The organism is Cellulomonas taurus, from assembly GCF_012931845.1.
GTDB lineage: Bacteria > Actinomycetota > Actinomycetes > Actinomycetales > Cellulomonadaceae > Cellulomonas > Cellulomonas taurus.
In genome coordinates this window covers 101,775-115,483 of sequence record NZ_CP051884.1, presented here as the reverse complement: position 1 = coordinate 115,483, position 13,709 = coordinate 101,775, and the positions used below count along the sequence as shown (strand labels likewise).

Below are 13,709 nucleotides of genomic sequence, written 5' to 3'. Positions count from 1 at the left end.
GAGGTCGGTGGTCATCAGGACCGGCCGACCACGGGGTCGACGAATCGGCGGTGTGCCGGGGTCGGTGCGATCAGGAAGTCGAGGTCGGCGCCCTGGTCGGCCTGCAGGACGTGGTCGGCGTACAACCGGGGCCAGCCGCGCAGGTGGACCGCGGAGGCCGGGGGCGCGAGGGTGCCGCGGCGGCGGTCGAGTTCGGCGGGGTCGACGTCCAGGTCGAGGCGCCGGTTCGGCACGTCCAGCCGGATCGGGTCGCCGTCCCGGACCAGGGCGAGCGGGCCGCCGACCGCGGCCTCCGGGGCGACGTGCAGGACGACGGTGCCGAAGGAGGTGCCGCTCATCCGGCCGTCGCTGATCCGGACCAGGTCCCGGACACCCCGTTCGACCAGGCGCTGCGGGATCGGCGCCATCCCCCACTCCGGCATGCCGGGCACGCCGACCGGGCCGCAGCCGCGCACCACCAGCACGTCGTCCTCGCTGACGTCCAAGTCCGGGTCGTCGAGGCGGGTGCGCATGTGGTCATAGGAGTCGAAGACCACGGCCCGGCCGGTGTGGCTGAGCAGGTCGGGGGTGGCGGCGGCGACCTTGATGACGGCGCCGGACGGGGCGAGGGTGCCGTCCACCGCCGCGAGAGTGGGGGCCGGGAGAACCGGGGCGGACCTCGTGCGGATCAGTGACCCGGGGGCGCCGGGGGCGGGATAGTCGTCGAGCACCTCCCGCCACGGTCGGCCGTCCCCGCAGGACTGGGCCAGCGGGTCACCGTCGCTGCCGGAGCGGGGGCCGTGGTCGGGCCCAGGGTCGCGCTCGGGGTCGACAACGCGGCCGGGCCCAGGTGCGGGATCGGGGGCGCCGAGCGGGTCGGTGCCGCACAACGCGGCCAGCAGCGTGGGCAGTCCCCCGTCCCGGCGCAGCTGGTGCACCAGTCCGCTGCCGCAGGGTTCGACGTCCGCGAGCAGCGGCACCTCCCGCCACAGCGCGTCCATCCGGCTCAGGCTCGCGTCCAAGCCCAGTCGCCCGGCGACCGCCGCCAGGTGGATCACCGCATTGGTCGAACCGCCGATCGCCGCCAGCACCTGGATCGCGGTGTCCAGCGCGGTCTGGGTCATCACGGTGGAGGGCCGGCGGTCGGCCGCCACCATCGCGACCACCCGGGCCCCGGTGTCCCGGGCCGCCTGCTCGATCCGCGGACCGACGGCGTCCAGCAGGGCGGTGCCGGGCAGGGCCATGCCGAGGGCCTCGGTCAGCATCGCCAGGGTGGAGGCGGTGCCCATCACGTTGCAGGCACCGGGTCCGGCGCAGGACAGGCAGCGTTCCAGGTCGGCCCAGCCCCGGTCGTCCAGGGTCCCGGCCCGACGGTCGTCGAGGGCGCGCCACAGATCGGTGCCCGCGCCGAGCGGCTTGCCGCGGAACTCGGGGGCCGACCGTGCGCCGCCGAGCAGCAGCAGGGACGGCAGATCGGCGGACGCGGCGGCCATCAGCGCGGCCGGGACCGTCTTGTCGCAGTTGGCCAGATGGACCACGCCGTCCAACGGGTAGGCGCGGACGGTCTCCTCCAGCTCCATCGCGACCAGGTTGCGGTACAGCATGGCGGAGGGCTTCATCAGGTCCTCGCCGAGGGACATCACCGGGAACCGGACCGGGATGCCACCGGCCGCGCGCACCCCCTCGGCGACCTGCTCCGCCAGGGCCGTGAAGCCCGCGTTGCACGGATTGAGGTCGCTGGCGGTGTCGGCGATCCCGATCACCGGCTTGCCCAGGTCGTCGGGTCCGAGCCGGAGTGCGACCCGGTGCAGCACCGCGACCTCGTCGGTCCCGGCGAACCAGACGGCGGAACGGAGCGTCATGCCCGCACCCCCGCACGGCGCGCCTCCGGGTCGTCCGGGTCGTCCGCGAGCGCCGCCAGCCAGCCGCCGTCGATGGCCACCGTCTGCCCGGAGACGTACGACGCGTCGGTGGACAGCAGGAACGACACCACCCCGGCCACCTCCTCCGGTTCGGCGATCCGCCGGGCGGGCGACCGGTCGGCGAGGAACCGCTCGGCGGCCGCCGGGTCCGGTGCGCGGCGGAAGGAGTCGTCGAGCGCCGGTGACCTGACCGCCCCGGGGGCGACCGCGTTCGCCCGGATCCCGTGCGCCGCGTAGGTGACCGCCACCGAGCGGGTGAGCGCCTCGACCGCCGCCTTCGTCATCTCGTACACGGTGTGTTCGGGGTAGGCCCGCGACCCGTGCACCGATGACATGTTCACGATGCCGCCCGGCGTCCCGGTGGCCAGGAACTCCCGCACCGCGGTCTCGCAGCCCCACAGCGACCCGAGCTGGTTGCCGTGGATCATCGCGAGCGTGTCCGGCTCGGACAGGTCGGTCAGGCCGTTGCGGATCGTGATCCCGGCGCAGTTCACCCAGGCGCCCAGCGGCGCGAGGGCGGTGGCGGCGGCGAGCAGCCGGGGGTGCAGGGACCGGTCGGCGACATCACCGGCGACGGCGTCCGCGAGTGCACCGGTGCCGCGCAGCTGCTCGGCGACCGCCGTGGTGCGGGCGGTGTCCCGGCCGGTGACGACGACCGCCCAGCCGTCGGCGGCGAGTCGGGTGGCGATGGCACGGCCGATCCCGGAGGACGATCCGGTGACCACCACGGAGCGGGGATTCATGCGGTCTCCTCACGGGCCGGGGCGAGCCCGGCGATCAGCTGGTCGGCGGTGTCGATCAGTGATTCCAGGCCGCCGGGGGCGAGCAGGGTCTGCCACACCTGGTAGCGGTCGCGCCGGTAGGACGCCGCATCCGGCAGGTAGACGAAGCCGGGTCCGTTGGTCAGGTTGAGCACCAGCACCGCGCGGTCCGGGTGGCGGCGACGCAGCTCGGTCTGCAGGGCGGAGAACGCCTCCCCGGGGTGCGCCACGATCACCGCGTCGCCGAGCCGCCACACCCAGAGCGGGTGCTGGGCCGTGTCGCCGTCCAGGTAGCCGTCGGCGAGCCGGGTGGCGCGGCGCAGGCGTTCGGCGGCGGCGACCGGGTCGATGTCCGACCACTGGGCGGTGATCTGTTCGGCGGTCGCCGCCGGACGGGCCGGGAGCGGGACGACGGTGGACAGGCAGTCGACCGTGTCGGGCACCGATGCGGGCTCGCGCTGCCACAGCCCGAGCGGCGCACCGGATTCGACCACCCCGTCGAACCGCAGGCGGGTGCCGGGGGCGCCCATCCGTTCCAGCACGGCGAGGGTGGCGTGGCCGAGCACCCGGCCGTTGCGGTCGGTCTGCTCGGTGCCGGGGACGTACTGCTCGCGGGGCGACAGCTCGCCGGAGGCACCCTGCAGGAACAGGCACGGGGCGGCGGTGACCGACTCGACCACCTCCCGGGTGGCGCCGACCAGATCGGGCGACAGCAGGCTGTTGTGGTGGGCGAGCGTGGTCGGGTGGCAGGCGTAGTTGACCAGCGTGGCGATCGTGGCCCCGTCCACGGTGATCCGGCCGACCAGCAGGGTGTCGTCGGCGGGCGTTCCCGGGTCGAAGGCCACCACGTCCCGGTCGCCACAGGGCAGGTTCCTGGTCACCGCCAGGTCGCAGCGACCCTGCGCCCAGGTGAGGACGGTGGCGGCAGCCGACTCCCGGGCCGTCCGGCAGGCGGTGATCGCGCCGGCGGTGAGCTGTTCCTGGTAGGCGGGCAGCAGCTCGGCGCCGGGCAGGTCCAGACCGAGGTCGCTGATCGACGGCCCGGCGTGGGTGTGCACCAGATGCAGCAGCAGGTCGTCGGGCGCGGCGTCCAGGGCGGTCAGGATCGGGTCGCGCAGGCGGTGGAAGGAGGTGGTGTCGCGCCACCAGCCGAGGTCCAGGGTGAGCAGGTAGCGCCAGCGGTCGGTGCCTCGGTCGTGGAAGGCGAGCGCGGTGGCGGTGAGCGGGCGGTGCACACCGGTGGCCAGCTCGGTGCGGGCGGCGCCCCAGTTGTGCGCCCGGATGCCGGGGGGCGGGGTGATGTCGGTGCGGGCGACCCCGGCGGTCAGCGCCGACTCGCGTGGCGTCCAGGTGGTGACGGCGGGCAGGACGTCGCGCAGGACGGGGGCGGTGCCGGTCGGGGTGGCGCTCACCAGGTCGCCCCGTCCCCACCCCGGGCGGTCGACAGTGCGGCCGCCGAGGCGGTGCGCAGCAGCGTGCTGTCCGTGGCCACGGTCAGCATCCCCACCCCGCGCTCGCGCCAGTACGACGCCATCTCCGCGGTGGCGCAGTGCAGGCCCATCACGATCCCGGCGGCCTCGGTGGTGGCCAGCACGGTGTCCAGCGCCTCGTGCACGGCGGTCGAGGTCGCGTAGGTCTCCCGGCCGAGGCCGAGGGTGAGCGCCAGGTCGTTCGGCCCGACGTAGACGGCTGCCACGCCGGGCACCGCGGCGATCTCGCGCACCGCGGCGAACCCGGCGGCGGTCTCCACCATCACGATCACCTGGCGGTCGGCGTCGGCCTGCTCGGGACCGGCGGCCGCACCGTCGACATCGCCCCACATCGGTCCCCAGGACCGGAAGCCGTGTGGCGGGTAGGTGCAGGCGGCGACCGCGGCGGCCGCCTGCTCCGGCGAGTCGACCATCGGCACCACCACCCCGTCCGCGCCCAGGTCCAGGGCACGCATCAGGCCGTCCGGCCGGTGGTCGGGCACCCGGACCAGCGTGGTCGCCGGGGTGTGCCGCAGGGCCTGCAGGACCGGGACCACGCTGCCGGGTCCGGTCAGGCCGTGTTGCAGGTCGACGCACACGTAGTCGTACCCGGAGCGGCCGAGCAGTTCGGCGACCACCGGGTCGGTCAGGGTGCTCCAGACACCGAGTCGGCTCATGCCACACGCTCCAGGTCGCTCGGGGTGACGGTGTGTTCCAGGGGCTCGCCCCGTGCCGACCGGGCGAGCTCGTCCAGCACGATCCGGCCCTGCCGCAGCCGGCCCTCCACCGTCCCGGCCGCGTGGTGCGGGGTGAGCAGGACGTTCGGCAGGGCCCGCAGCGGGTGGTCGACGGGCAACGGCTCGGCGTCGAAGACGTCCAGGGCGGCGTCGATCCGGCCGGTGCGCAGTTCGGCGACCAGGGCGTCCTCGTCGACCAGCCAGGACCGGGCGGTGTTCACCAGCCCGGCGCCGTCCGGCATCAGGGCCAGGCGGCGGGCGTCGACCAGATGGTGCGTCTCGGGCAGGGACGGGGCGTGCAGCACGACGACCCGACTGCGCCGGAACAGCTCGTCCAGCTCGACCGCCTCCACGCCGAGCGCCTCGGCGTCGGTGAGATACGGGTCGGCGACCAGCACCCGGGCACCCAGGGCGGTGAGCAGGGCGATGAACGCCCGGCCGGTCCGGGAGGCGCCGACCACGCCGATGGTGCTGTCCAGCAGCTCGTGCCGAGGCGGGGCGTCCTCCGCGCGCTGCCACGGGGCACCGGCGGTCAGGGCGTGGTCGAACCGGGGGACCTGGTGCAGCAGCGCCAGGGTGAAGGTGAGCGCGACCTCGGCCACCGGCCGGGCCATCGCCTGGCCCGCCTGGGTGACCGTGATCCCGCGGGCGTACAGCTCGGGGGTGACGAAGGGGCGCACGGTGGCACCGACGTGGGCGACCACCTCCAGCGACGGCAGGCGGTCGAGCACGGCGGCGGTGAGCGGGGGTTGGCCCCAGCTGGTCACCAGCGCGCGCACGGCGGGCCAGGACGGGCCCCCACCGTCCAGCGCGAGTCCGCCATCCAGCCACGCCACCCCGCCCCCGAGCTGCCCCGCCACAGCCGCGAGCCGGTCCAGCCCCTCCGCGTCGAAGAACTCCCCCCGCAACGCCTCCGGCACCGCAACCACCACCGACGCCGCGGCGAAGTCGGCAGTTCCGCCCCGAGTTCGGCACTCCGACGACCGATCCGGGTGCGAAGGTGCCGAACTCGGCGCGCCGAGGGGGACTCCGGGCGCGCTCACCGCAGCCACCCGTCCAGGTGCTCGGCCACGAACTCGTCGTCGGACAGCCAGGGGTGCAGGCGCAGCACGCGGTCGATCTCCGCCGACTGCCCGGGCGACAGCCCCTCGGCCGGGTCCAGGCACCAGGTCCCGGCCAGCAACCCCTGGCGGCGCAGCACCTCGTGCACCCCCGCGATGCAGCCCGCGAAGTCGTGCGAGGGGTCGAACAGCGCCGCATTCGCGTCGGTGATCGCGGCGGCCCGGGACATCAGCTCGACCACGGCCGCCCCGTCACCGGCGCGGGCGTCCCGGACCAGGTCCAGCAGCTCGACAGCACGCCGGGTCCACACCGACCAGTGCCCGAGCAGACCACCGGACACCCGGCGGGTCACCGGGGAGCCGTCCGGCCCGTCGAAGGTCAGGTCGGAGAGCAGGTCGGCGACGATGGCGTCGTCGTTCCCGGTGTAGAGCGCGATGTCGGCACCGCGCGAGGATCCGGCGACCGCCCGGGCCACATCCAGGGTGCGGTACCGGTCGAAGGGTGCCGCCTTCACCGCGACCACCGACTCCAGCTCCGCGAATCGCCGCCAGAACGACAGCCCGAGGCGGGGACCACGGATCGCCGCCTGGAGGTAGAAGCCGATCACCGGCAGCACCTCGCCGACGGCCGCGGCGCGCTCGATCATCGCGTCCTCGGTCGGCTCCGGTGCGCCGATCGCCGGACGGGGCGGACTGAGCAGCACCGCGTGGTAGCCCAGTCCGGCGGCGATCTCGGCCTCGGCCACCGCCTGCGCCGTGGGACCGGCCACCCCGGCGACCCGGAGGAACGGCCGGTCGACCTCCCGGTCCAGCACGTCGGCGGCCAGGGCGAGCACCGGTTCGTACAGGTCGATCCCCGGCTCGCGGATCTCGAACTGGGTGGTGTGCACGCCCACCGCGACGCCCCCGGCGCCGGAGGCGGCGTAGTACCGGGTCAGGGCACGCTGATGCCGCTCGTCGAACCGACGCTCGGCGGTCAGGGCCAGCGGATGAGCGGGGATCACCGCGCCGTCGTGCAGCAGGTGGTGCAGGGCCGGGTCGAGCATCAGAACGCTCCGTCCCGCACCGCGAACTTGGTCGGCTTGCCGCTGGTCGGCAGCCCGGCGGCGAGCCAGGCGGCCTGCCAGTCGATCAGCTGACCTGCGGTGACATCCGGGTAGCCGAACAGGTCGAAGCACCGGGTGGCGTCGTTCAGCAGCGCGGTCGGCGACGGTTCCCCGACGAAGCTCGGCTCCACGCCCAGCCCGGCGGCCAGTCGTCGGGCCACCCGTTCCACCGGCAGCACCTCCGGCCCGGTGAGGTTGAGCGTGAACACCTCGGGCGACGCGTGCGCCATCGCCCGGAGGGTGACCTCGTTGGCGTAGCCCTGCCAGACCACGTTGACATGTCCGGTGGTCAGGTCGACCGGGTCCCCGGCGAGCAGGGTGTTCCCGATGTCCGCCAGGACGCCGTAGCGCAGGTCGACCGCATAGTTCAGCCGGATCAGGCTGACCGGCGTGCCGCGGGTGAGCGCCCCGTGCGAGAACACCCGCTCCCGCCCCAGGCAGGACATCGCGTACTCGCCGACCGGACCGACCGGGTGGCTCTCGGCCGCACCCTGCGAGGTGACCGGCACGAGGGGGTAGACGTTCCCGGTGGAGAAGGCGGTGATCCGCGATCCGGCGTACCGACGGGCGATCCGGTCCGGCAGCGCCGCATTGACCGCCCACGCCCAGGACGGGGCGGAGGCGGAGCCGAACTTCGCGCCGACCATGAACAGCACGTCGGCACCGTCCGGCAGGTCCGGCTCGTCGTCCGCGAGCAGGTCGGCGGCGTGCACCGACACCCCCTGATCGCGCAGGTGGTCGGCCTGGGCGGCATCGGACCAGCGCGAGACGGCGTGCACCGCGTCGCCGGTCCTGCCCGCCGCGTCCAGCGCCCGTCGGGCCAGCACCGCCAGCGTCGGCCCCATCTTGCCGCCGGCACCCAGGATCACCAGGTCGCCGGCGGACCGGGACAGGTCGGCGACCAGGGCCGGTGACGGAGTGGTGAGCCGGTCCTCCAGCTCGTTCTGCGAAGTGAACATCGGTTTCAACCCTTGATCCCGGTGTGCGCGACACCTTCTTGGAATGACCGCTGCGCGACCGCGTAGGCGGCGAAGATCGGCACCAGCGCGACCACCGATCCGGCCAGCACCACCGACAGCGGCACCTGCTGCTGCCGCAGGGACGCGATGCCCACGGTCAGCGTCCACATGTCGGCGCTCTTGCCGATGATCAGCGGCCACAGGAAGTCGTTCCAGTGCCAGAGGAAGACGAAGGTGCCCAGGGTGGCCAGCACCGGCTTGCACAGCGGCAGCACGATCTGGACGAAGGTGCGCCATTCCCCGGCGCCGTCGATCTTGGCCGCCTCGAACAATTCGTCCGGCAGGCCCTTGATGAACTGCCGCATCAGGAACACCGCCTGGGCATTCGCCAGGGTCGGCAGGATCAGACCCCAGTAGGTGTTCACCCCGCCCATCCGGGCCAGCACGATGAACGTCGGGATCAGGGTGACGTGGTACGGCACCATGACCATCGCCAGGAACGACCAGAACATCGCCTCCCGCCCCGGGAACCGCTTCTTGGCGAAGGCGTACCCGGCCATCGAGGCCAACAGCAGGACCAGGACCACCGACACCACGGAGTAGATGACGGTGTTCAGGAACCACCGCACCATGTCCTTGCCGGCCAGCACCTCACCGAAGGAGGAGGTGTCCAGGTTCCACGGCAGCAACGACCCGGGGAACTGCACAGCGGTCTCCGGTTTCAGCGCGATGATCACCATCGCGTAGAACGGGAACAGCGTCACCACCGCACCCAGGCTGAGCAGGATGCCGCGCAGGATCTTCCCGCCCCGGGTCGGTTCCAGGGCCCGGTACGGGCGACGACGGGCGGTCGGCGGCGCGGGCGCGTCCACCACGGGCGGGGGCATCGTCGGAGCACTCACTTCGGTTCCCTCCCGAGGAATCGGCGCTGGATCAGCGCCACCACCAGGGTCATCGCGAACAGCGCCACCCCGATCGCGGCGGCATAGCCGTAGTCGACGTACTTGAAGCCCTGGTCGTAGAGCAGATAGACGAGGGTGTAGGAGCCCCGTGCCGGACCGCCCTGGGTCATCACGAAGATCAGGTCGAACACCTGGAAGCTGGCGGTCGTCTCGATCACCGCGAGGAAGAACAGCGACGGCTTCAGGTGCGGCAGGACGATGTACCGGAACCGCGCCCAGGCGTTCGCGCCGTCGGTGAGCGCCGCCTCCTCCAGCTCACGGGGCACGTCCTGCAGCCCGGCCAGCAGGATCAACATCCCGTAGCCGAACCGCGACCAGACCCCGACCAGCACCAGCGCCGGGATCACCAGCGTGGTCGACGACAGCCAGGACTGGCCGCTGCCACCGAGCGCGCTGGAGATCGACGACACCGGGCCGCCGGTGGAGAACACCCAGACGAACACGGTCCCGGCCAGCACCAGCGAGGTGATCACCGGCAGGAAGAACACCGACCGGAAGAAGCCGACGCCGCGGAACCGTCGCCGCACCGCCAGGGCCATCACCAGCGACATCCCGACCGACAGCGGCACCGCCAGCACGGAGTACAGCACCGTGATCCGCAGGGACTGCCAGAACACCGGGTCGTGGATCATCCGGTCGAAGTTCGCCAGACCCTCCCACTCCAGTGAGCCGGAGATGTCGTAGTCGAACAGGCTCAGGCCGACACCCGCGATCGCGGGGCCGAAGCGGAACGCCAGGAACAGCAGGAACACCGGCAGAGCGAACAGCAGTCCGATCCGGGCGTCCCAGCGGGACATGGTGCCTCGGCCCCGGCGACCCCGGGGCGTCGTCTTCTCGACGGTCGCAGCTGTCATGGATCAGCCGAGCATCGCGTCGGCGGAGCTGGCGGCGTCCTTCAGTGCCTGCTCGGCCGACTTCTTGCCGAGCAGCGCCGCCTGGATCTCCGGTGCGAGGACGCCCATCACCTCACGGGCGTGCTCGTTCACCGGGCCGACGGTGGTGTCCGGGATGGTCTTCTCGATCGCGCCGTAGACCGGGTCGTCGGCGTAGAGCTCACCGGTGGAGGTCAGCGGGGAGAACATCTTCGCGGTGGTGACGAACTCCGTCACCGGCTCGGCGCTGGTCACGAAGTCGATCCAGGCGCCGGTGGCGTCCTTGGCGTCCGAGCCCTTGAGCATCGACAGCGAGCCGACGGTGCCGTAGCCGATGGTCTCCGACTCGGTCAGCGGCGGCTGGATCACGATGTTCTCCGTGCCCCAGTACGGCTCGACGTCCGCCGGGCCGGACTGCCAGGTGCAGGCCACCTTGTTCTGGGCCAGCGCCGTCTGCTCGATGCTGGGGGTGGTGGTGATCAGGTCCGGCTCCAGGTAGCCGCCCTCGTTCAGGTCGACCAGGTACTGCAACGCCTGTTCGCCCTCCTTCGAGTCGAAGGCCACCTCGCTGCCGTCCTCGCTGAACACGTCACCGCCCGCCTGCCACAGCAGCGGGTAGAACGTCATGTTCAGGGTGACCTCGGGCGATCCCCAGTAGTTGGTGGCGTAGATGCCCTGCGCCTTCAGGTCCGGGGCGACGTCCATCAGGTCGTCCCAGGTGGTCGGGTACTCGGTGGCGCCGATCGCGTCGAAGGCCGCCTTGTCGCAGACCAGCGGGTTGGCGCTGGTCAGGATCGGCGAGCCGAGCATCTGCCCGTCGACGGTGATCGAGTCCTTGACGTTGGCGAGCAGATCGTCCTTGTGCTCGTCGGAGAGGTAGTCGTCGATCGGCTCGATGGACGAGGAGTAGACGGCGAGCTGGTCCGGGATCAGGTAGACGGCGTCCGGCGCGGTCTGGGAGGCGATCGCGGTGGTCAGCGACTCGTCCCGCCCGGCCCAGGGGTAGATCTCGACCTTCACCGTGACATCCGGGTGCTCGGCGGTGAACGCCTCGACCTGCTTGTCCCAGAACGCCTGGTGCGCCGCTTCGTCCGCGATCACCGGGTAGGTCCACATGGTGACCTCACCGGACAGTTCGCCGTCGGCCGTCGTGCTGCCACCGCCGCCGCCCGAGGACGAACAGCCCGCCAGCAGGACGGTGCAGGCGGCTCCGGTGGCCACCAGCGACTTCGTCACGAGTCTCATCGCATCTCCTTCATCAGAACCCAGGGGGAGGGTTCGGTGGATGGTGCTGGGTGTTCAGTGCGTGGGGACCGGGTCGTCGACCTGGCCCACCGTGCGCACCGCGCCGGAGTGCCGCGCATCCTCCGCGGCGAACACGGCGAGGTGGCTGTCCAACGACTCGACCGGGCCCGAACGGACCCAGCCGCGATCACCGGTGGCGACCGCCGCGGTGAAGTGGTCCATCAACCCGCTGTCGCCGCCGCCGTGGTCACCGGCGGCGTTCGAGCCGCCCAGCACCCCGGAGTCGAGGACGTGCGTGGTGTTGGTGCGGAAGTCGACGACCCGGACCCGTTCGCCGTCGCCCTCGGCGAAGCCGTGCGAGCCGAAGATCCTGGTCTGCCGGTGGGTCTGCTCGGAGAAGGCGGTCATGGTGAACGTCGCCGCCGCCCCACCCTCCAGCCGCATGGCGACCACCTGGTGGTCGACCACGTCGTTGTCGGAATCCCACACGCACCGCCCGTACTGACCGTCGCGCAGCGCCTCGATCACCCCGGCCTCGTCGGTGCGGGAGGTGATCACGCTGACCGGCCACACCGGGCCGTCGGCGCGCAGCGTGCCCAGGTACAACCGGGGAGCGGAGTACGGGCAGGTCGGTTCCAGCACGCAGTCCAGGCAGCGGTCGGCCGCCTCGGCCGGGCGGTTCTCCGGGCGGAACTCGGTCAATGACCCGAAGCTCGACACCTGCTCGATCCGCAGCCCGGTGACGTAGCGCAGCCAGTCCAGGTCGTGGCAGCTCTTGGCCAGCAGCATCGGCGCCGACGTCGACTCCTGCCGCCACGGCCCGCGCACGTAGGAGTGCGCCATGTGCCACCAGCCGACCGGCTCCAGGTGCTGCACGTCGATCAGCCGACCGAGCACCCCGGAGTCGACGACCTCCTTCACCAGGTCGGTGTAGGGCGTGTACCGCAGCACGTGGCAGACGCCGAACAGCACGCCGGTGTCCTGGACCGCGGCGACGATCTCCCGCACCTCGGCCTCGGTGGGCGCGATCGGCTTCTCCAGCAGCACCGCGTAGCCCAGCGCCGCGAACGCCTTCGCCGGCTCCGCGTGCTGCCGGTCCTGGGTGGAGACGATCACCATGTCGGCGATCCGGCCCTGCGCCGCCAACTCCCGCCAGTCGTCGAACTGCCGCACCGACGCGTCCCCGCTGCTCACCGCCGCCCGCCGCTCGGCCAGCGGGTCGGCCACCGCCACCAGGCGGGCACGGTCCGGGTTGGCCTGCGCCCAGGACAGGTAGGACTGACCGCGGTTGCCCGCGCCGACCAGGGCGATGGTCACCGGCGGCAGGCCACGCACCGCGTCGGCGGGCCGGGGGGCGGGGGTGTGCTGCCACGGGGTCGGCGCGGGGGTGGCGGGGGCGGTCGGGGAGACCGGGGTGGCCGAGTGCGCGCCGTCCGCGGCTTGGGGGGCCTCCGGGGCGGTCCGGTGTGCTGCTGGGGTGCCGTCGGTGGCGGGCGCGACCGCCTGCACCTCGCCCGCCGCGACGGCACGCGCCAGCGAGCCCACCGGCATCTGCCGGGGCGACATGTCGCTCTCGGGACGTGCTGCCATGCTGCCGACCGCCTCTGAATCGTCGGGCGGTCGTGCGTCGTGGCGTCGGGAGAAAGCGTCCCGGTCGTCCCTCCCCATCGAGGGCCGACCGAGCGGCGGAGCGCAGGGGGCTGGCCTGCGCACGGATCGTCCCGGGCTGGGGACTGTTCCGCGATTGCGAGGACGCTAGTCCTGCTGCTCGGGGTCGTCAACCACCCCGACCACCGTGATCACCTCGGCCTCGGGGTCGTAGCCCAGGTCACGGCTGATCCGCTGGGCGGTGTCCCGGACCTCGCGGCCGAGCTCCTGGTAGTGCCAGGACGGCTGATCCAGCTTCAGGCCGGTGATCGAGATCGCACCCAGGCAGGCCCCGTCGTGACCGAACAACGGCGACCCGATGCAGAACACCCCGTCGGCGTCCTCCTCGTCGTCGAACGCGTACCCGGCGATCCGGGCCTCCGCCAGGTGGGCGACCAGGCTGTCCGGGTCCACGATCGTCCGGGCGGTCCGGCGCACCAGCCCCACCCGGTCCACGATCGCGCGGATCTCCTCCGGCGGCAGGCAGCTCAGGATCGCCTTGCCCAGACCGGTCGAGTGCGGCAGCTCGTGCGAGCCCATGCGCAGGTCGAGCCGCACGCGCTCGTTGCCACCGACCTGGTCGATCACCACCGCCTGGTCCTGCACCAGGGTCGCCAACCGCGCCGTCGACCGGGTGCCGCGGGCCAGGGCCACCAGGTGCGGCCGGGCCACATCCCGCAGCGACGTCTGCGCCAGCGCCTGCGACCCCAACCGGGCCAGCGCCATCCCGAGTCGGTAGCGGCGGGTCATCCCGCTGCCCTCGTCCGCCACCAGGCCGCGCCGGGTCAGCGTGTGCAGGGTCGCGAAGACCGCGCTCTTGGACAGGCCGAGGGCCGCGCCGATGTCCGTCACCGACATCGGCTCACCCGGCGGTTGCGCCGCCAGGAGTTCCAGGACGTCCACCGCCCGCGACACCGACTTCACCCAGTACCGGGAGTCCTCCTCGGCCTCGGGTCTGATCGTGCTGCTCGCCATCGGTGTCCCCCTGG

12 protein-coding genes are annotated in these 13,709 nt (G+C 72.8%); all 12 read right to left on the bottom strand.

Annotated features, from left to right (window positions below; all coding sequences use genetic code 11):
- Window positions 1–14: 14 nt before the first annotated feature.
- The 12 genes from HGK68_RS00505 to HGK68_RS00450 all read right to left on the bottom strand — a co-directional run bounded on the left by HGK68_RS00505 (window position 15) and on the right by HGK68_RS00450 (window position 13,695).
- The gene (locus HGK68_RS00505; RefSeq protein WP_169164200.1) at window positions 15–1,841 is read right to left on the bottom strand and encodes a dihydroxy-acid dehydratase domain-containing protein; all 1,827 of its coding nucleotides are present in this window, start codon (window positions 1,839–1,841) and stop codon (window positions 15–17) included.
- The gene (locus tag HGK68_RS00500; RefSeq protein ID WP_169164199.1) at window positions 1,838–2,644 is read right to left on the bottom strand and encodes an SDR family NAD(P)-dependent oxidoreductase; all 807 of its coding nucleotides are present in this window, start codon (window positions 2,642–2,644) and stop codon (window positions 1,838–1,840) included. The genes HGK68_RS00505 and HGK68_RS00500 overlap by 4 nt, the downstream gene beginning before the upstream one ends.
- A complete protein-coding gene (locus HGK68_RS00495) occupies window positions 2,641–4,074 on the bottom strand; it encodes a hypothetical protein (protein ID WP_169164198.1) in 1,434 nt (477 codons plus the stop codon). Before HGK68_RS00495 ends, HGK68_RS00500 begins: the two co-directional genes overlap by 4 nt.
- The gene (locus HGK68_RS00490; RefSeq protein WP_169164197.1) at window positions 4,071–4,808 is read right to left on the bottom strand and encodes an HpcH/HpaI aldolase family protein; all 738 of its coding nucleotides are present in this window, start codon (window positions 4,806–4,808) and stop codon (window positions 4,071–4,073) included. Before HGK68_RS00490 ends, HGK68_RS00495 begins: the two co-directional genes overlap by 4 nt.
- Entirely contained in the window at window positions 4,805–5,788 is a 984-nt protein-coding gene (locus HGK68_RS00485) for a hydroxyacid dehydrogenase (protein ID WP_246260459.1), read from the bottom strand. The genes HGK68_RS00490 and HGK68_RS00485 overlap by 4 nt, the downstream gene beginning before the upstream one ends.
- Window positions 5,789–5,907: 119 nt before the next feature.
- Window positions 5,908–6,975 (bottom strand): dihydrodipicolinate synthase family protein, encoded by a 1,068-nt coding sequence (locus HGK68_RS00480; RefSeq protein ID WP_169164196.1) that lies wholly within the window; start codon window positions 6,973–6,975, stop codon window positions 5,908–5,910.
- The gene (locus HGK68_RS00475) at window positions 6,975–7,994 is read right to left on the bottom strand and encodes an NAD-dependent epimerase/dehydratase family protein (RefSeq protein ID WP_169164195.1); all 1,020 of its coding nucleotides are present in this window, start codon (window positions 7,992–7,994) and stop codon (window positions 6,975–6,977) included. Before HGK68_RS00475 ends, HGK68_RS00480 begins: the two co-directional genes overlap by 1 nt.
- A gap of 5 nt (window positions 7,995–7,999) precedes the next feature.
- Window positions 8,000–8,896: a carbohydrate ABC transporter permease gene (locus HGK68_RS00470; RefSeq protein WP_246260458.1), complete on the bottom strand. Its 897-nt coding sequence runs from the start codon at window positions 8,894–8,896 to the stop codon at window positions 8,000–8,002.
- Window positions 8,893–9,810, bottom strand: a complete 918-nt coding sequence (locus HGK68_RS00465; protein ID WP_169164193.1) for a carbohydrate ABC transporter permease — start codon at window positions 9,808–9,810, stop codon at window positions 8,893–8,895. Before HGK68_RS00465 ends, HGK68_RS00470 begins: the two co-directional genes overlap by 4 nt.
- A gap of 3 nt (window positions 9,811–9,813) precedes the next feature.
- Window positions 9,814–11,073, bottom strand: a complete 1,260-nt coding sequence (locus HGK68_RS00460) for an ABC transporter substrate-binding protein (protein WP_169164192.1) — start codon at window positions 11,071–11,073, stop codon at window positions 9,814–9,816.
- 54 nt (window positions 11,074–11,127) lie between these two features.
- A complete protein-coding gene (locus HGK68_RS00455; RefSeq protein WP_206155774.1) occupies window positions 11,128–12,663 on the bottom strand; it encodes a Gfo/Idh/MocA family protein in 1,536 nt (511 codons plus the stop codon).
- Between the two features lie 165 nt (window positions 12,664–12,828).
- Window positions 12,829–13,695 carry an IclR family transcriptional regulator gene (locus HGK68_RS00450; protein WP_169164191.1) on the bottom strand — a complete coding sequence of 289 codons (867 nt, stop codon included), beginning with the start codon at window positions 13,693–13,695 and terminating at the stop codon, window positions 12,829–12,831.
- Window positions 13,696–13,709: the final 14 nt, after the last annotated feature.

Coding starts and splice junctions, on each gene's coding strand:
- HGK68_RS00505 (WP_169164200.1), bottom strand. CDS start 1,841: ATGACGCTCCGTTCCGCCGTCTGGTTCGCCGGGACCGACGAGGTCGCG.
- HGK68_RS00500 (WP_169164199.1), bottom strand. CDS start 2,644: ATGAATCCCCGCTCCGTGGTGGTCACCGGATCGTCCTCCGGGATCGGC.
- HGK68_RS00490 (WP_169164197.1), bottom strand. CDS start 4,808: ATGAGCCGACTCGGTGTCTGGAGCACCCTGACCGACCCGGTGGTCGCC.
- HGK68_RS00480 (WP_169164196.1), bottom strand. CDS start 6,975: ATGCTCGACCCGGCCCTGCACCACCTGCTGCACGACGGCGCGGTGATC.
- HGK68_RS00475 (WP_169164195.1), bottom strand. CDS start 7,994: ATGTTCACTTCGCAGAACGAGCTGGAGGACCGGCTCACCACTCCGTCA.
- HGK68_RS00465 (WP_169164193.1), bottom strand. CDS start 9,810: ATGACAGCTGCGACCGTCGAGAAGACGACGCCCCGGGGTCGCCGGGGC.
- HGK68_RS00460 (WP_169164192.1), bottom strand. CDS start 11,073: ATGAGACTCGTGACGAAGTCGCTGGTGGCCACCGGAGCCGCCTGCACC.
- HGK68_RS00455 (WP_206155774.1), bottom strand. CDS start 12,663: ATGGCAGCACGTCCCGAGAGCGACATGTCGCCCCGGCAGATGCCGGTG.
- HGK68_RS00450 (WP_169164191.1), bottom strand. CDS start 13,695: ATGGCGAGCAGCACGATCAGACCCGAGGCCGAGGAGGACTCCCGGTAC.